Annotated in this window: 15 protein-coding genes and 1 riboswitch; of the genes, 7 read left to right on the forward strand and 8 right to left on the reverse strand. The window is 49.6% G+C overall.

Annotated features, from left to right (window positions below):
• Positions 1-100 precede the first annotated feature (100 nt).
• The 5 genes from LK536_RS50885 to LK536_RS50905 form a co-directional block, all read right to left on the reverse strand.
• Complete coding sequence (locus LK536_RS50885; RefSeq protein WP_040380450.1) at positions 101-1,291, reverse strand: BMP family lipoprotein; 1,191 nt, start codon at positions 1,289-1,291, stop codon at positions 101-103.
• 80 nt (positions 1,292-1,371) lie between these two features.
• Positions 1,372-2,106 (reverse strand): GntR family transcriptional regulator, encoded by a 735-nt coding sequence (locus LK536_RS50890; RefSeq protein ID WP_050927308.1) that lies wholly within the window; start codon positions 2,104-2,106, stop codon positions 1,372-1,374.
• Between the two features lie 3 nt (positions 2,107-2,109).
• Complete coding sequence (locus tag LK536_RS50895; RefSeq protein ID WP_008720635.1) at positions 2,110-2,874, reverse strand: nucleoside phosphorylase; 765 nt, start codon at positions 2,872-2,874, stop codon at positions 2,110-2,112.
• 78 nt (positions 2,875-2,952) lie between these two features.
• Entirely contained in the window at positions 2,953-4,416 is a 1,464-nt protein-coding gene (locus LK536_RS50900) for an amidohydrolase family protein (RefSeq protein WP_227795630.1), read from the reverse strand.
• A gap of 41 nt (positions 4,417-4,457) precedes the next feature.
• The gene (locus LK536_RS50905; protein WP_227795629.1) at positions 4,458-5,435 is read right to left on the reverse strand and encodes a nucleoside hydrolase; all 978 of its coding nucleotides are present in this window, start codon (positions 5,433-5,435) and stop codon (positions 4,458-4,460) included.
• Positions 5,436-5,657: 222 nt separating this feature from the next.
• Positions 5,658-5,753: riboswitch (purine riboswitch) on the forward strand.
• A 71-nt stretch (positions 5,754-5,824) separates the two neighbouring features.
• Between LK536_RS50905 and LK536_RS50910 the strand changes: the two genes are divergently transcribed.
• The 5 genes from LK536_RS50910 (at position 5,825) to LK536_RS50930 (ending at position 12,502) form a co-directional block, all read left to right on the forward strand.
• Positions 5,825-7,234 (forward strand): NAD(P)/FAD-dependent oxidoreductase, encoded by a 1,410-nt coding sequence (locus tag LK536_RS50910; RefSeq protein ID WP_008720639.1) that lies wholly within the window; start codon positions 5,825-5,827, stop codon positions 7,232-7,234.
• A gap of 415 nt (positions 7,235-7,649) precedes the next feature.
• Positions 7,650-8,927, forward strand: coding sequence for a hypothetical protein (locus LK536_RS50915; RefSeq protein ID WP_008720641.1), 1,278 nt, complete (start codon positions 7,650-7,652; stop codon positions 8,925-8,927).
• Between the two features lie 16 nt (positions 8,928-8,943).
• The gene (locus LK536_RS50920; protein ID WP_331472124.1) at positions 8,944-11,076 is read left to right on the forward strand and encodes a hydantoinase/oxoprolinase family protein; all 2,133 of its coding nucleotides are present in this window, start codon (positions 8,944-8,946) and stop codon (positions 11,074-11,076) included.
• A 189-nt stretch (positions 11,077-11,265) separates the two neighbouring features.
• On the forward strand, positions 11,266-11,754 hold the full coding sequence (locus LK536_RS50925) for a hypothetical protein (protein WP_227795628.1): 489 nt from the start codon (positions 11,266-11,268) through the stop codon (positions 11,752-11,754).
• On the forward strand, positions 11,744-12,502 hold the full coding sequence (locus tag LK536_RS50930) for a GntR family transcriptional regulator (RefSeq protein ID WP_008720646.1): 759 nt from the start codon (positions 11,744-11,746) through the stop codon (positions 12,500-12,502). The genes LK536_RS50925 and LK536_RS50930 overlap by 11 nt, the downstream gene beginning before the upstream one ends.
• 154 nt (positions 12,503-12,656) lie before the next feature.
• Here LK536_RS50930 and spoVG read toward each other — a convergent pair whose 3' ends face one another.
• From spoVG to LK536_RS50945, 3 genes are all read right to left on the reverse strand, one after another.
• Entirely contained in the window at positions 12,657-12,944 is a 288-nt protein-coding gene (gene spoVG, locus LK536_RS50935; protein ID WP_002566320.1) for a septation regulator SpoVG, read from the reverse strand.
• A gap of 78 nt (positions 12,945-13,022) precedes the next feature.
• Entirely contained in the window at positions 13,023-14,144 is a 1,122-nt protein-coding gene (glgD, locus tag LK536_RS50940) for a glucose-1-phosphate adenylyltransferase subunit GlgD (protein ID WP_008720661.1), read from the reverse strand.
• Positions 14,141-15,415: a glucose-1-phosphate adenylyltransferase gene (locus LK536_RS50945; RefSeq protein WP_008720663.1), complete on the reverse strand. Its 1,275-nt coding sequence runs from the start codon at positions 15,413-15,415 to the stop codon at positions 14,141-14,143. Before LK536_RS50945 ends, glgD begins: the two co-directional genes overlap by 4 nt.
• A 445-nt stretch (positions 15,416-15,860) precedes the next feature.
• Between LK536_RS50945 and asnS the strand changes: the two genes are divergently transcribed.
• Both asnS and LK536_RS50955 read left to right on the forward strand, forming a co-directional pair.
• Positions 15,861-17,252, forward strand: coding sequence for an asparagine--tRNA ligase (gene asnS, locus LK536_RS50950; RefSeq protein WP_227795627.1), 1,392 nt, complete (start codon positions 15,861-15,863; stop codon positions 17,250-17,252).
• 99 nt (positions 17,253-17,351) lie between these two features.
• On the forward strand, positions 17,352-18,422 hold the full coding sequence (locus LK536_RS50955; protein WP_227795626.1) for a metallophosphoesterase family protein: 1,071 nt from the start codon (positions 17,352-17,354) through the stop codon (positions 18,420-18,422).

Genomic DNA, 18,422 nt, shown 5'->3' on the forward strand with positions numbered 1-18,422 from the left:
TGCCTGCACCGCGTTTTTTCAAGATCCACACCGGATTTTACGTTCAAAAAAGGAGGCCCTGTATCTGATACAGCAGCCTCCTGAACCACACTTCCCTACATCAAGGTTTCATGCCATCACGAAGAGCTGCTACGTCTTCTGTTGTCATATCAAAAGCGGTTCCAACCGTGATATCACCGCTTATAACCTTCTGTTCTGTCTCATCAATGAACTTCTGGATGTCCTCGGGAACAAGTTTTGTATAGTTTTCATTCTTAGCCAGGCCCACAGCCCCGCTGTCCAGTCCCAGGATATAATCCTGATCCAGGCTCATGGTTCCCTCGCTCCATCCCTTGACAGAGGTATAGATGGACTCGCCCACATTCTTAAGGCTGGAGGAAATCACATTTGCGGCCAGTTCCGGATCGGAATCCTTTAATTCAGCATAAATGTCCTGGTCGCAGGCAATCAGGTACTTGTCTGACTTCTGCGCTGCCGTCACGGCGCCAAGGATGGACTGGGAAGCCGGTGCATAAACCACCTGCGCGCCCTGGTTATACAGCTGGGTAGTCATTTCCATGCACTTGGAAACATCCTCAAAGGAACCCACGTAAGAAGTCACAACCTTAATCTCAGGGTCCACATACTGGATGCCTTCCAGATACCCTACCAGGAAATCATTGATATTGGACGTATCCATGGAACCTACGAAGCCTAAGATTTTCTTGGAAGGATCAATCTTGGCATCACCGGAATCCAGCATCTTGGCTGCCAGTACGCCGGAAAGGAATGCCGCCTGGTTGGAGTAGTAGTTAACGCCCATCATATTGCCTTCTGTCACCACGTCCCTGTCAACCGACACGTCAAAAATCAGGTAATTCTTATCAGGGAACTCAGCTGCAATATCCTGGGCCAGTTCCTTAACAGACCAGGTCCCGGATACAATCATGTCCCAGTCCTGCTCAGACACATCCAGGTAATTGCCCTCGTAGCTGGTTTCGTCCCTGCCCATCTCGATGGTCTTGACCTCGGCCCCCATCTTATCCGCCAAAAGCTGCATGCCGCTGGCGGCGGAGTCATTGAAACCCTTGTCGCCCAGGTTGCCGTTGCACAGATAAACCACTTTCAGGGGCTTGTCAGAAGCGCCTGGGTCATCTGCATTTTCCTCCTGCGCCTGTGCCGTGGTATCCCCTGCCTGGGTTTCCTTGCCTGCCGGCGCCGCTGTTGTCTCTTTTGCCGAAGAGCCGCAGCCTGCGAGCATGGATGCTGCCATGGCGGCCGCCAGTACGGTACTTACGATTCTTTTCTTCATTTCCATTTCCTCCTGTAGTCGTACATGTAATATTAACAATTATATTAACAAACTGCTTATTCAGCAGAAGGTTTCACTTATCACAGCCTGCGGTCCAGTGTAAAACGGTACCAGTTGCTGTCCATCCTGTACTTGTGATAGCATAAAGGCTCCTCGCCCTTAAACAGCACCTCATCCATTACAATGACAATGGGGCACTGGGGCTGGTCCACCACCTCGCTGGACCACTCCACGGCGCTCATGGAAAGCCTGGAACGCTCCGCCTGCTTATATAAGGAGGCAAGGGCAAATTCCTTCAGTCCCTCTTCATCATCAATGGCTATCTCCTCTTTTTCCAGGAGCAGCACAGGGATGATTGCCACCGAAGACGCCACGTAAGCATCGCCTACAAAATACTTCATATCCACGGCCACTGCGGTGAACCCCCTGCCGTTATAGCCCAGCAGGTCGCCGATCAGCCTTCCTCCGTTCTGGACGCTGATGACTGCCTCCACCTTGGTGATGGCGTCCACGCAGCTGCTGAGGCATGGGTTGGTAATGTGCTGGAGCCCATCCTTATTCCTGGCCAGCTGTCCCGTTACCGTGGTCTTTTTCCCCTGCATCTTATAGATATAACCGTCCTCTTCCAGCTTGCGCACCGCCATACGCACCGTACTGCGGCTTACGTTCCAGTACTCTGCCAGGATGTTCTCTCCCGGAAGGGAATCCCCCTCCTTCAGCTTCTCATCCTGGATAAGCTGGTAAATAATATCGTAAATCTGCACATAATAAGGTATGTTCAAATCCCCCAGCTGGGGCATTTCCTTATAATCCATCAATTATGCCATCTCCTTGTCTTTCCTGATCATAAGCCTCATTGCTTCAATTGCGGTCCTGATTGCCCTGTCCTCAATATCGATTTCCGATTTCCTGCCGTTATCGCTGTAGTTCCTGCAATTGGTGGCGCTGGCCATCACACAGGCCGTCCTGATTCCCAAGGACGCGCCCACCGCAAAGAGTGGGGCGCATTCCATGCTGGTGGAGGTGGCCCCGCCTTTTTCATATGCGGACCACTTATACTGAAGCTCCGGCCCCACCGGCTTGGTTTCCGGCTCGGTCTGTGTGTAAAAGGACGCCTTGGTGATGGTCACTCCCACATTATATGGATAATCCAGGTTAATGGCTGCCTGCTCGATGCATTTAAGCATCTGGAAATCCGGCACGGAAGGAAATTCCACCGGCAGATAGTGCTGGCTCACCCCCTCCATCTTCACTGCCCCGTTGGGGATTACCACATCCCCCAGGGACACCTTGGGAGATACGGACGCACAGGTGCCCACGCGCATCATGGTGTCCGCGCCGCACTGGTGCAGTTCCTCAACCGCAATGGCAGCAGAAGGTCCACCAATCCCGGTGCTGGTCACAGCCACCATGGTACCATCCAGTTCCCCTACGAATGTCCTGTATTCCCTGTTATAGGCAATCTCCCTTGGATTGTCAAAATATGCTGCTATCTTTTCCGTACGCTCCGGGCTTCCCGGAAGGAACACATACCTTCCCACATCCCCGGCTTCCAACGCAATGTGCATCATTTTCTTTCCCATAACATTTCTCCTTTATCCCTTTTTATTTATCTGGCTTATGGGTCTGCTACGGATATCCTGCGCCGCCGCGTCCGTTCCCTATATAAGTCCGGCCCGTTCCCCCAGATATCTGCCCGACTCCTGGGCCTGGGCCGTCACATCCTCTGCGTCCATGGAAATGACCCTGCGCTCCCTCATGACCCATCTGCCGCCCACGCACATACCGCATACATCCGCACCCAGGGCGCTGTACACCAGCGCCGCGTACAGCTTGTCCGCCCGGTTCCTTATAAGAGGCACAAGGCGCGGGCTTGTCGTATCCATCACAATAAAATCCGCCTTCTTACCAATCTCCAGGCTTCCCCTGTCCCCTTCGCATCCCAGCGCCCTGGCGCCCTCTATGGTAGCCATCCTGACTGCCTCGCGGGCCGGAAGGAATTCCGCATTGTGAAGCAGCATCTTCTGGATCAGGCTTCCGGTCCTTAAATCCCGCAAAAGGTCCAGGCTGTTGTTGCTCTGCGCCCCGTCCGTACCGATGGATATCTGTATGCCCCGCTCCTTCATGGCCTTCATGGGCATGATGCCCGATACCAGCTTCAGGTTACTGACCGGATTATACGACACATGTACATTGTATGTCCGAAATACATCCATATCCTCCTCCGACAGGTGGATGCAGTGGGCCGCCAGGACCTTCTGTCCAAAAACCCCCAGGCTCTCCAGCCACTTCACAGGAGACAGGCCGTACCGCTCCATGATCTGGGCATTCTCATCCTCTGTCTCGGATATGTGGGTATGGATCAGCAGGTCATATGAATCCGCCAAGTCCACCACCTTCTTAAACAGATCCCCGGACACGCTATATGGGGCATGCGGGCCGATACACGGCGTAACCCTGGTCCCTCCTGCACGGCCGTGCCAGTGTTTCACAAAATCCGCCGCCTTTTCAAAGGAATCCCCGCCCTCCGCGGTTGACCAGTCAAAGACAGACGCAGCCAGATAACAGTTAAGCCCGCTCTCCGACGCGGCCCTTGCCACATCCTCTGCAAAATAAAACTGGTCCGCATACGTGGTGATTCCTGACCGGATGAACTCCAGACATGTCATTCTGGCAGCATTATATGCAATCTGCGGATTCAAATGCTTTTCCGCAGGCCACATGGCATGGTTGAGCCAGTCCATCAGTTCCATGTCATCCCCCAGGTTCCTGAACACGGAGGAGTGGGAATGGGTGTGGGTATTCACAAGTCCCGGCAATACCAGATGGCCCTTCAGGTCGATTATCCGGTCTTTTGCAATGACTGTCCAGCTGTCCGGGCCTGGCTCCTGTCCTGCCTTATCATCCAAACGCTCCTGTCTTTCTTGGCCCGCATTTCCTTCCAATGGCTCCTGTCCTGCCTGGCCCGCCTTACCTTCCAGCCACCCCTGTCCTTCCAGTTCCTCCTCAGGCCCAATCCACCGAATCCTGCCGTCCGCCACAATCATGGCTCCGGCTTCGTACACCCGGTCCTGCCCGTCAACTGTGAGTATGGTGCAGTTTTTAATTGCAAATGCGTCCTTCATAGCCCAGCCTTCTTTCTAAATCCGGAAAAACCCCGATATTACTATGACTTATTATACCGCCCCGGCGTCATGTCCTGGAACACGGAGAACAGCCTGCGCACAGCTTTTACGGAATCCACTTCCACGCACACGGCGATTTCCTCCCGGTCAAGGTCCGGGACAAACCCGTTGTCAGTCTTAATCATTCCTTTAAATGCCTCATTCTCATATTCCACCCCTGCCCTGACCATCTTAAACATGCCCAGGGACGGGTCCTCCGCTATCAGTACGGCCAGCGGGTCATGGACCACACATGCATCGGCCATGCCCATGGATACCCGGTGGAATTCAAAATAGAACTTAAGCACATCCTTTATATACCCTGCAATGGGCCTGCACTCTTCCAGGCAGTATGTACACAGGTTCTCCACATCCCTGTCCGTGATGAATGTCTTCATGGTCACATCCAGGCCGGCCAGCATCAGGTTAAATCCTGCCTTAAACACAATATCCGCCGCCATGGCATCTCCGTAGATGTTGGCTTCCGCATAAGGAGTTATATTGCCGGGTGCATTGAGGGTGCCGCCCATGGACACCACCTTCTTCACCTTCCCGGGAAGCTTTGGGTCCTTCCTGAGGGCCAGGGCCAGGTTGGTCATCCTGCCTGTGGTTATGATAATCAGTTCCCCCTTAAGTTCCTCTGCCTTCCTTATAATGAAATCACTGGCAGACTCCTCAAGAGGTTTCTGGCTGCTCTCCGGCAGTTCCACGTTGCCAATCCCATTATCCCCATGGATGAATGCGGGCGCCGACTCAAACACCCCCTCCAGGGATTCATTGGCTCCCACGGCCACCGGCACCTCATAGCCGCAGCCTGAAAGTTTTATTAATCGCAAGGAGTTGTCCGCAGACTGTTCCGCATTGTTATTACCGAAACATGTGGTAATCCCTTCCACGTGGAAATTCGGGGACCTGAGTGCGTATAATATGGCCAGGGAATCATCCACTCCCGTATCCGCGTCAATAATAATCCGTTTCATAAATCCATACTCCTTTTCATTCGCTTCATCTTGTATGTCCAGTTTACAACATGGCAGCCAAGTTGTCAACATGGTATCACTAGTTTTTTATGCTAAATGTATAGTTTTTTAGTCAATCCAGCATATATTTTTTTAATATTGCCTAATTATTTTTTAGGTCTTTTATATTTCGACCAAAAATTTTTGGCATTCTGTCCTTGCATAACCCGGGATTTTATGTTAAACTAATAGCGTTGCGATGCCTGTATAAGTTCATAATCGGATGAACGTATCTACCAGCTACCGGAATAGTTGACTACATGCTTCTATTTTGTATACTGGCTTTTTTTATGTAAAAAACCATGCACCACACAGAAACGCTTAAAATGCAAGCGAAAGGAGTTATTATTATGAATCCAACCAACAACTTCGACGTAATCATCATTGGCGCAGGTCCTTCCGGCATCTTCTGCGCATACGAACTCATCCAGAAAAAACCTGATATGAAGATTCTGATGGTGGAAAAAGGACGCCCCATCGAGAAACGCGTATGCCCCAAGCGCACCACCAAAGTCTGTGTAGGATGTAAACCATGTTCCATCACAACAGGATTCGCAGGCGCAGGCGCATTTTCAGATGGAAAACTGTCCCTGTCTCCGGACGTGGGCGGCAACCTTCCCGAAATCCTGGGCTATGACAAGACCGTGGAACTGTTAAATGAATCCGACAACATTTACCTGAAATTCGGAGCCGATACCAATGTGTACGGCATAGATAAACAGAAAGAAATAGAAGAAATCCGCCGCAAGGCCATCAATGCCAACTTAAAGCTCATCGAATGCCCCATCCGCCATCTGGGAACAGAGGAGGGTTACAAGATTTACACCCGTCTCCAGGAACACCTTCTGGCCCAGGGCGTCGTCATGGAATTCAACACCATGGTAAAGGATATCATCATCGAGGGCGACACGGTGAAAGGCGTCATCACGGATAAGGATGAGACTTATCACGCGCCTGAGATTGTAGCTGCCATCGGACGCGAAGGCTCCGACTGGTTCTCCCACATCTGCGGTGACCATGGCATTGAAACCCAGGTAGGGACCGTGGACATCGGTGTCCGCGTTGAGGTAAGGGACGAGGTCATGAAGTTCCTCAATGAGAACCTGTATGAAGCCAAGCTGGTATACTACACCCCCACCTTTGATGACAAGGTCCGCACCTTCTGCACCAACCCATCCGGAGAGGTTGCCACGGAGTACTACGAGAACGGCCTGGCCGTTGTCAACGGACATGCCTACAAGTCCAAGGAATACAAGACCAACAACACCAATTTCGCCCTGCTGGTGAGCAAGAACTTCACCAAGCCGTTTAACGAGCCGATTGAATACGGCAAGCACATTGCCCAGCTCTCCAACATGCTCTGCGGCGGCCGTATCATGGTACAGACCTTTGGTGACTTCCAGAGAGGACGCCGCACAACCGAAGAGCGCCTCTGCCGTAACAACCTGATACCAACCTTAAAGGACGCAGTCCCCGGCGACCTGTCCCTGGTATTCCCTCACCGCATCATGACCGATATTAAGGAAATGCTTCTGGCCCTTGATAAAGTCACCCCAGGCATTGCCAGCGATGAGACACTGCTCTACGGCGTGGAGGTTAAGTTCTATTCCAACAAAGTAGTTGTGAACACTGATTTTGAGACCAGCGTGAAAGGACTGCGCGCCATCGGCGACGGGGCATCCGTTACCAGGGGGCTGCAGCAGGCTTCTGCTAATGGGATCAGCGTGGCAAGAAGTATATTGAAGCAAATGGAAGCTTAAATATCTCCTAATTTTAACAGGGCCTTACCTAACGGTGTGGCCCTGTTTTTATACGTCCCTCATTTTTACGCCGCCATCCCATGTGTCGCCTGTCTTTTATCATCTAATAGCTCTATAGTAATATACCACTTTCCATATATATTTTAATGATATTCCATTTAAATAACCAAATCACCTATTCTATTTGCTTTTATTTACTCCATCCCTTTATGATATATGTATATATTTTAGTATGTTATTAACGTTTTCTTTACATTTTATTTGCTAATTGCACAAAAACAAACTTTATATTAGTGCAAAACATGAATGGACATATTGGTATATCAGTTGTAATATAAAACAAGTGGTATATCACTTCAACACATGGCCAGTTACTACAAAACAAGTGCATATTGGTAAAATAGGAGGAAAAGTTATGGCAGATATGGTTGCCGGCATCTTACTTTTAATCACGTTTATCGGATTAATTGTATATTGCTTTAAGGGTGGAAATCTATTAATCGGTTTTATCACAACCGCAGTCTTATGGTGTATCATCGGGCTGGTGCCCCTGGAAACAGTGGTAAATGTTGTTTTTGAACAATCAGTTGAAAGCTACGGAAAAACCATAGCGATTATTGTGTTTGGTGCCTGGTTCGGACGGGTTCTGGTAGATACCGGGATTGCAGGCTATATAATCAAGAAAACCGTTGAATTTGCCGGTGACAAGCCACTGGTCACAGCCCTGCTGTTAAACATCGTATGTGCCTTGATTTTCTGCAGCGCCTTCGGTGTTGGTTCTGTTATGGCCATTGGTATGATTGTTCTGCCAATCATGTTTTCTGTGGGAATTGACAAAAAAGCTGCTGTAGGCGCTTACATGCTGGCAGTTGCATCCGGCATGTATCTGAACATCGCATATGTCAGCCAGTTTTTTGCCGTATTCCCCAACATACAGTACGATAACAAGTACATCCACTTTGCGATAATCGCAACAATCATCAGCATTATTGTCATGATTGCCTTTATTGTGTTCAATTTCATGCGTCAGAATAAGACCAGGGCATTTGCTGCTCCCGTATCCGTAGATGCCCAAGAACTTCCTTTTTACTGCATCCTGGTACCCTTTGTTCCCATTATCATGGTATCCTTTTTCAAATGGCAGCCTGTACCGGCCTTCCTGCTGGGCATTCTCCTGGGACTTCTTTTCACGCGCAACCTTACAAGTTATTCCGTTGCCGTAGAAAAGGTTCAGAAAACATTGTATGATGGTGTTGCTGACTCTGGTCTTCTGATTGGAATGCTGTATGGGGTTAATATTTTCCAGGCAGCGGCCAAAGAAGTTGCACCCATTCTGCAAAATCTACTTGGAGGGCTGATTCCCCAGTCTCCCCTTGTACTGCTTGTACTGTTCTGCATCCTGGCTCCCCTGGCCCTGTTCAGAGGTCCTCTGATGATCTGGGGCTCAGGAATTGCCCTTGCATCCATACTGCAGGCCATGGGCATTTTCACAGAACCATACCTGTTCATGCTGTTCCTGGTCCCACCTGTTTCCATCGTGGCATCGGCCTGCCCCACACAGTCCTGGACCATGTGGGCTCTCAGCTACTCCAAACTGGAGCCAAAAACATACATAAAGACAAATCTGCCATGGGGCTGGATTGCCTTGATTGCAATACAGATAGTCGGTTATTTTACGTACAGCATTATTTAAGAAGGGAAGTCACTGAATGATGGAAAAAAGAGCAATCAGAATCGGAATCGATGTGGGCGGCACTCACACCAAAGCTGTTGCTATTGACAACAGCACCAACCAGATTGTGGGAAAAGGGTCGGTCATGACGACCCACTTTGCCAAAGAAGGCGTAGCCAAAGGAGTGGTGGATTCCTTTCAGAAATGCCTGGAGGAAAATAATATACAGCCGGATGAAGTGATTTTTATCGCCCACAGCACCACCCAAGCCACCAATGCCCTATTGGAAGGCGATGTTGCCAAAGTAGGAGTAATCGGTATCGGAAAAGGCGGTCTGGAAAGCTTTCTCACCAAACGCCAGACAAAGATTCCGGACATCGATTTGGGAACAGGCAAGTTCATCCATATTGACTCACACTTCATAAAAGCGAAGGACATGAATGAGCGTTCCGTCAAAACACTGATTCAGGACATGTACAACCAGGGGGATCGGGTCATTGTAGCTTCCAAGGCATTTGGTGTGGATAACATGTCCGAAGAAAAACTGGTGTCCGAGACAGCCGATAAGATGGGTCTCCCCTCCTCCATGGCCTCTGACATCACCAAACTTTACGGCCTGACCACCAGGACCAGGACTGCCGCACTGAATGCCAGCATTCTTCCAAAAATGATGGAAACAGCCAACAGTACCGAATCCTCGGTGCGTTCCACCGGTGTCAATGTGCCTCTTATGATCATGCGCGGTGACGGTGGTGTCATGGAAGTCAATGAAATGAAAAAAAGACCCGTGCTCACCATGCTTTCAGGCCCTGCCGCATCGGTAATCGGAGCCTTGATGTATCTTAGGGCATCCAACGGAATCTACTTTGAGGTAGGCGGTACCTCCACCAATATCGGCGTAATCAAGAACGGACGTCCTGCTGTTGACTATGCGATTATAGGCGGACACCGGACTTATGTCAACTCACTGGATGTACGTGTGCTGGGTGTAGCCGGAGGTTCCATGGTAAGGGCCGGAAAGAATGGCATCACGGACGTGGGCCCCAGGTCCGCCCATATTGCCAACATGGGCTACGCCTGCTTTACCGATTCTTCATTGCTGGAAGGTTCCACTCTCTATCACATGCAGCCGCGGGAAAACGACCCGGATGATTATGTGGCCATCCGCCTAAATAATGGGGAATCCGTAACCATCACCAACACATGTGCTGCCAATGTCCTTGGCATACTGTCCGAAGGGGACTATGCCCGCGGCAATGAGGTTTCTGCCAGGATGGCCATCAAACTTCTGGCAGATGAAGTGGGAATGTCCGTGGAAGACACGGCCAGAGCCATTCTCCAGAAATCCACCGATAAAATCAAGCCCGTAATCGAAGACCTGATTACCAAATATAAGATAGAGCGTGATCAGATTGTACTGGTGGGCGCCGGAGGCGGTGCCGGGACCCTGCTCACCTTTACGGCCAATGATATGGGATTCAAATACCAGATTCCTGAAAATGCAGAAGTCATCTCCTCCATCGGAGTAGCCCTTGCCATGGTCAGGGAAATGGTTGAGCGTACCCTCCCCAATCCCTCTGCCCAGGACATAGCGCAGCTTAAAAAGGAGGCCAAGGAAATGGCCATGAACTCCGGCGCAGTGGAGGACAGCATAGAAGTCTACGTGGAAATTGATGAGCAGGCCCAGAAAGTAACGGCAATCGCCATGGGTTCTACCGAGGTAAAAACCACCGACCTGATGAAAAACTGCGATGAAAAGGAAGCCGTCAGCATAGCAGCGGCATCCATGGGTGTGGCAGAGGACAAGGTGAACCTGGAAGCGACCAACGGTCAAATCTTCGTGGTCACCTGCAGGAGGGGTAATAAAAACCAGCTCCGTGTAATTGATAAGAAAGGCTTTGTAAAAATCCAGCGCTCCGATGGAAACTGCCTGATTACCACTATGGAAAAATCCGGCGAAGATCTCAAGAAAATCTGGGATGCCTCCTCCAACTTTTCCTCCGAGGTCCGCATCAATCCGGATGTGTATGTCGTCTGTGGTTCAAGAGTCATTGACTATTCTGGAATTCCGGAGTACAAACAGGTTGCTGGGCTCATTGAAGCAGAACTGTCCGACAGGTCCCCTTCCGATGAGATTATTCTTGTGCTGGCAAAAAATGCGCTGGGCTGAATATCCCACAGATATGAATCCAAACAAGCGCCCGGAACACGGGCGCCTTTTGTAGCAAGGAGAAGGACCATGTACAATTACCCCGACGAATACTGGTACGGCCTGTTGCTGTCCAAAGATTCTGCGGCCAGACCTTTGACTTCTATGCAGAAATCAATTATAATTAAACAAAGTATGCAAGAAGCCGCTTTGCAGAAAGACCACATCAGAAGATGCTTTGGAAATCAGTCCCCTGAGAACCTTCTTGGCAGGATGGGCTTTGTCCTTAAGAATGATGACCGCGAACCTATGTCTTCATTCTTATACATGGGCTTAATGGAACCGGACAGTAAAACAGTCTGGATCCAGATGACTCTCATATCCATGGTAGAGCATTATATGGAAGTCCATATGCCCGAAGATATCTCCCGTAGGCAAAAGCTACGGGAGATTGTCTGCTGGCACGAGCTGTACCATGTGATTGAGGAATGTACACCGGACATCTACACCAGGAACGTCCGTGTACCGGGTCGAATCCTGGGTATGCTTCCATATTGCAGAAAGGTGGAAGCTGCCAGCGAGATTGGCGCCATCCATTTTTCAAAGTTGATGTCCGATGTGGCATTTTCGCCATACACCTATACCAGATATCTTATGGCCGCGGCAAATCAGGATTTGGAAGTGAGATATGGACACTGAACCAGTTGCAAGAGAAGATACGAATATTTATTCGATTCTAAGAGATGATATTGTAAAATTACGCTTAAAGCCTGGTATGTTCTTTAATATAAAGGACATCTGCCGGCTCTATGATGTGGGGCGTTCCCCTGGACGGGAGGCCCTTCTTCAGTTGGAACAGGAAGAGCTGATTACCGTCCTCCCCCACCGGGGAAGCATTGTATCAAAGCTGGACCTTGACCGGATAGATAACGAACGTTTTGTCCACCGCTCCATTGAGGAGAATGTCCTCAGGGATTTTATCGGTATGTTCTCCCCCTCCGTCATCCTCCGCATGGAAAACTGTATCCTGGAACAAAAGGAGCAGTACCGCACTAAGGATATCCGCCGTTTTTTTGACTCAGATGAAGAATTCCATTCCCTGTTCTTCTCTGAGATATTCAGGGACTACTGTCTGTCCGTTATTGAACGGGAATGCAGCAATTATAAAAGGATACGCCTGTTGGCCTTGATGGCGGACGAAAATTTTATGAAAAACTCCATCGAGGAACATGAATCCATGGTAAGGGCAGTATCCACCAGAAACTTAGACAAGCTGATGTTCTGGTCCTCCCTGCATACGGACCGTTACAAGGCTCAGGAACGCTGGCTCCTGAAACGTTTCCCGGACCTGTTTACACAGTCTGACAAGGAATCCGAAGGTATGCGCAAGAGTCCTGCAGACCTGACATCGGACTTCCTGTTATCCATCCGTTCCAGAGGATTGTAAAAGTTTCAACCTTAGAATCCAAAACGTTCGGAATCCCCTGTGGTGACAGGAGGTTCCGAACGTCTGGCATAAACATACATATAAAACAGGAGCCGTTTCCCAGCTAACAATTTGTTATCTGGAAACGGCTCCTAATCATAAATCTACCAGTATACTATGCCATTCCCTCCTCAGCCGCCTCATTCTCCAACAGGGTAGTCTCATACTTATTCAGAATAATGGTCTGAATCATATCCCTTGTATTGGAGTTAATGGGATGGGCGATATCACGGTATTCCCCGTCCGCGGCCTTGCGGCTTGGCATCGCTATGAATAAACCCTTCTCCCCCTCGATAACCTTGATGTCATGAATGACGAATTCATTGTCCAGGGTGATGGAAACAATTGCTTTCATCTTCCCTTCCTTTTCTACCCGTCTCACTCTCACGTCCGTAACCTGCATGTTCTTATACCCCTTCCGTCTTATCCCGCATCATCCGCAGGCGCGCTCCCCGTGCGCATTCCCGCGGTCAGATACGTCTTATAATGTATACCTCTCGTTCTTCTCCACGACGATTTTGATGTTCTCCGGTGTGCCGATATGTGTGGTGTTGGCCCGGATTGTATCCCTGCTCTCAACGATGCAGTTCTCAATCACAGTGTTATCCCCAATATAAACATCGTTCAGGATAATGGAATTCTTAATCACACAGTTATTGCCCACATATGCCTTTTTAAAGAGAATGGAATTCTCAACCGTGCCGTTTAAGATACAGCCGCTTGAAATCAGGCTGTTCCTTACAATGGCTCCAGGGTTATACTTGGCCGGCGGCAAATCATCAATCTTAGTGTATACGTCAGGGTACTGCTTAAAGAAATAGTCCCTTACCTCGGGCTTCAGGAAATCCATATTGGTCTTGTAGTAGGAATCCACGGACGCAATGTTATTCCAGTAACCGTTCAGCTTATATGCATAAATCCTCTTCAGGTTCTTATAACGCACAAGGATATCGTTAACCAGGTCATACCTGTCCTCTGCTGCACAGCGCTCCAAAAGCTCTATCAGCTGCCTTCTGCGGATGACATAGATACCACAGGAAATGGTGGTTGCATCGCTTGCCATGGGCTTTTCCTCAAAGTCCGTGATGCGTCCGTCGTCATTCAGCTTCACGCATCCGAACCTGGTCACATCCGTGCCGTCTTCCATATCCTTGCACACAACCGTGATGTCAGCCTTTTTCTCAATATGGTATTCCAGTACCTTGTTGTAGTCCAGCTTATACACGCCGTCGCCGGCCGCAATCACCACATATGGCTCATGGCTGTTCTTTAAGAAGGTCAGGTTCTGGTAAAGGGCGTCTGCCGTCCCACGGTACCAGTCCCCGTTCTCCGGTGTGATGGATGGCGTGAATACGAATAATCCGCCCTGCTTACGTCCGAAATCCCACCACTTGGAGGAACTTAAATGCAGGTTCAGGGACCTGGAATTATACTGTGTAAATACCGCCACATTCTGGATGTGGGAATTCGTCATGTTGCTCAATGCAAAATCAATACTGCGGTAGCTTCCTGCAACCGGCATAGCAGCCACTGCCCTTTTATTAGAAAGTTCCCGCATCCTCTTGCTGTTACCACCAGCTAATACAATACCGATTGCTCTCATTTTACGCCACCTGCCTTTATAATGTAATTTCCGCTTGCCAGTAATCCGTCAGGATAGTCACTTACGGTTGTATCGCCTGCTATGGCAGTATTCTTTCCAATCTTAACCCCGTCAGGCACAATGGAATTCTCACCGATGGTCACAATATCAAACTGATAAACCTTGGGGTCGTATGTACTTGGCGCGTACTCGCCCACGCCAATCTCCACGCCGGAGCCAATCTTCACATTCTCCGCAACAATTGCCTTGTTCACAACGCTTCCTGCTCCGATTACACAGCCCTGCATGATAATGGAATCCCGGACCACGGCTCCCTTTGCAATGGTGACGCCCGCGCCGATAACAGAGTTTACAACCTCCCCGCAGATTTCCGTTCCCTCACCGATGATGCTTCTCTCGATGTTGGCTTCACTGGATATGTACTGAGGCGGGATCACATCACTCTTGGTGTAAATCTTCCAGTATTCTTCATACAGGTTAAACTCAGGAATGATGTCAATCAGTTCCATATTGGCTTCCCAATAGGAACCAAGCGTGCCCACGTCCTTCCAGTATCCATTGTACTCGTAAGCAAATTCCCTGTCTCCCTTTGCATGGCAGTATGGGATGATGTGCTTGCCGAAGTCACATCCAGGCTCGTCCTTCATCTTAATCAGGGCTTCCTTGAGCACCGGCCAGCTGAAGATGTAGATGCCCATGGATGCAAGGTTGCTTCTTGGCACCGGGGGCTTCTCCTCAAATTCCATGATACGGTTGGACTCGTCCGTAATCAGGATACCGAAACGGCTTGCTTCCTCAATGGGTACCGGCATGGCAGCAATGGTGATATCTGCGTTATTGGCTTTGTGATAATCCAGCATTACCTCATAATCCATCTTATAGATATGGTCGCCGGACAAAATCAGGACATATTCCGGATTATATGACTCCATATACTCCAGGTTCTGATAGATTGCATTAGCAGTACCGGTATACCAGTCACTGCCTTTGCTTCGCTCATAGGGTGGTAAAATGCTTACTCCGCCCACGTTCCGGTCCAAATCCCACGGGATACCGATCCCTATGTGGGAATTTAAACGCAATGGCTGGTACTGTGTCAGGACTCCGACGGTATCTACCCCGGAATTGATACAGTTACTCAGTGGAAAATCAATGATTCGGTACTTCCCCCCAAAAGATACGGCCGGCTTGGCTACTTTCTGTGTCAGTACGCCAAGGCGGCTTCCCTGTCCGCCTGCTAAAAGCATAGCTATCATTTCTTTTTTAATCACGTTATCACCTCTTGCTGTTAAAATTTTTGTAATTTTAATTATAACACAAACTTCGTAAATAGTACATAAATTTTTAAATTTATTTCACCGTTTTTGTGCATTTTTCCGACATTTTCTTCCTAAAATATCCATTTAGCACCGATTTTCCCCATATCTAGTGCCTCATAATGGATTTTACCACTAAATATCCCACCCCCACCCTGTGTATTTTGTCTGATTCCGGTCAAATGTCTGTATGAACATCATACCAGATAAATCCTGCCTTATAACTGTTAATTTCTGCCACCGTCATGTCCGATTAGCACGCATTATAAATAGGAAGACAGAATAATCTTGAAACATTACGGGAAATATCTTATAATCACGTATATGTAGTTACCGTCCATTTCCTGGGGAATTGGGGATACTGTATGAAAAGAGAGAAAAGAAAAGGAGATTATCAGTCATGGATCTGATTACCGTAAGAGAACTTTATAAGCATCCGGAGAATTATCTGGACAAGGAAGTAAGCATTGGAGGGTGGGTCCGCAGTCTGCGCGATTCCAAGGCCTTTGGCTTTATTGTAGTAAGCGACGGAAGTTATTTTGAGACACTTCAGGTTGTGTATCACGACAGCCTTTCTAATTTTGCAGAGATATCCAGGATGAACGTGGGCACCGCCATCATCGTGAAGGGAACCCTGGTGGCCACGCCCCAGGCCAAGCAGCCATTTGAAATCCAGGCCACTGAAGTAACCGTGGAAGGAGCATCCGCCTCCGACTACCCCCTTCAGAAAAAGCGCCATTCCTTTGAATACCTGCGCACCATCTCGCATCTCCGTCCAAGGACCAATACGTTCCAGGCCGTTTTCCGTGTGCGCTCCCTGATTGCATATGCCATCCACCAGTATTTCCAGGAAAGGGATTTCGTATATGTACACACGCCGCTGATTACAGGCAGCGACTGTGAGGGCGCCGGGGAAATGTTCCAGGTAACCACCCTGGACCTGAACAACATCCCAAAGACCGAGGACGGCAAGGTGGATTTCAGCCAGGACTTCTTTAACAAGGCAACCAATCTGACCGTAAGCGGACAGCTCAACGCCGAGACCTATGCAATGGCATTCCGCAACGTATATACCTTTGGCCCTACCTTCCGCGCCGAGAATTCCAACACGGCACGCCATGCAGCAGAGTTCTGGATGATTGAACCTGAGATGGCATTTGCGGACCTGGACGACGACATGCGCCTGGCCGAAGGCATGCTCAAATATATCATCCGGTTTGTCCTGGAGCATGCGCCTGAGGAAATGAACTTCTTCAACCAGTTTGTGGACAAGGGCCTTCTGGAGCGCCTTAACAATGTCCTCAATTCGGAATTTGGACACATTACTTACACGGATGCAGTGGAACTGCTTGAGAAGCACAACGACGAGTTCGACTACAAGGTATCCTGGGGCTGCGACCTTCAGACAGAGCATGAACGCTATCTGACTGAGAAGGTCTTCAAAAAGCCTGTATTCGTAACCGACTATCCAAAGGAAATCAAGGCCTTCTATATGAAGATGAACCCGGACAACAAGACAGTTGCAGCGGTTGACTGTCTTGTACCGGGCATCGGTGAAATCATCGGAGGCAGCCAGAGGGAAGACAACCTGGATAAGCTGGTGGCAAGGATGGACGAGCTTGGCCTTCGCAAGGAAGACTACGATTTCTACCTGGATTTAAGGAAATACGGCTCAACCCGCCACGCCGGCTTCGGTCTTGGCTTTGAACGTTGCGTCATGTATCTGACCGGCATGGGCAACATCCGCGACGTTGTGCCATTCCCAAGAACCGTTAATAACTGCGAGCTGTAAAGAATATCCGGTACAGCATTGCCGTACTGCCCGCCCGGGACATTTTCCATCAATGCCCCGGGCGGGGGCGCGCCAACCACAAACCAACAGGAGGCAGACATGAAATTCATCCACACCGGGGATATCCACTGGGGTATGTGTCCCGATGCCAGCAAGCCATGGGGCAAGGAACGTGCCCAGGCCATCAAAGATACCTTCCGGATAATCATTGAACATACAAAAGAGATGGATGCGGACTGCTTATTCATCAGCGGGGACCTGTTCCACAGGCAGCCGTTAATGAAGGACCTGAAGGAGGTCAATTACCTTTTTTCTTCCATTCCCTCCACAAAGGTCATCATCATAGCAGGCAACCACGACCGTATACGGGATAATTCCGCCCTTTTGAGTTTTACATGGAGTCCTAATGTGACATTCCTGATGGATGAGAGCCTGACTTCTGTTTACTTTGAGGATATCAACACGGAAGTGCACGGCTTCAGCTACCACCGCACCGAGATTAAGGAGCCGCTTCTGGATGACATCCAGGTCCCCTTAAACAGCAGGATCCAGATCCTCATGGCCCATGGCGGCGATGCGTCCCATCTGCCCATCAACTTTAACAGCCTGGAGCTGTCCCCATTTTCCTACATAGCCCTTGGACATATCCACAAGCCGCACATCGTGGGCGAGGGAAAGATGGCTTACTGCGGTTCCCCCGAGCCGCTGGATTTGACGGAAACAGGCGCCCATGGATACTATGCGGGAGAGGTGCATTCCCTCACAAGAAAGCTTGTAAGCCTGCAGTTCATCCCGGCGGCAAGCCTTCAGTACATCCCCCTGGCGGTGAATGTATCCAAGGACACCACCAATGGGGAACTGTCCGACCGGATTGCCAGGGAGATTGAGAACCGGGGCGAACAGAATATCTACCGGTTCCGGTTAAAGGGCATGAGGGATCCTGACATTGAGTTCGACCTGGAACAGCTTTCCTCACGCTTCAGGATAGCCGAGATCCTGGATGATTCTGAGCCCCAGTATGACTTTTCAGCCCTGTTTGCAGAGCATTCCAGCGACATGATAGGATTTTTTATCCAGGCCCTCCAAAAAGAAGACATGAGTCCTGTGGAAAAGAAGGCGTTGTATTACGGGGTCAACGCACTGCTTCGGACCACGGATGAAAGGAGCTGA

Source organism: Clostridium pacaense, assembly GCF_020709765.2.
Lineage (GTDB): Bacteria > Bacillota > Clostridia > Lachnospirales > Lachnospiraceae > Enterocloster > Enterocloster hominis.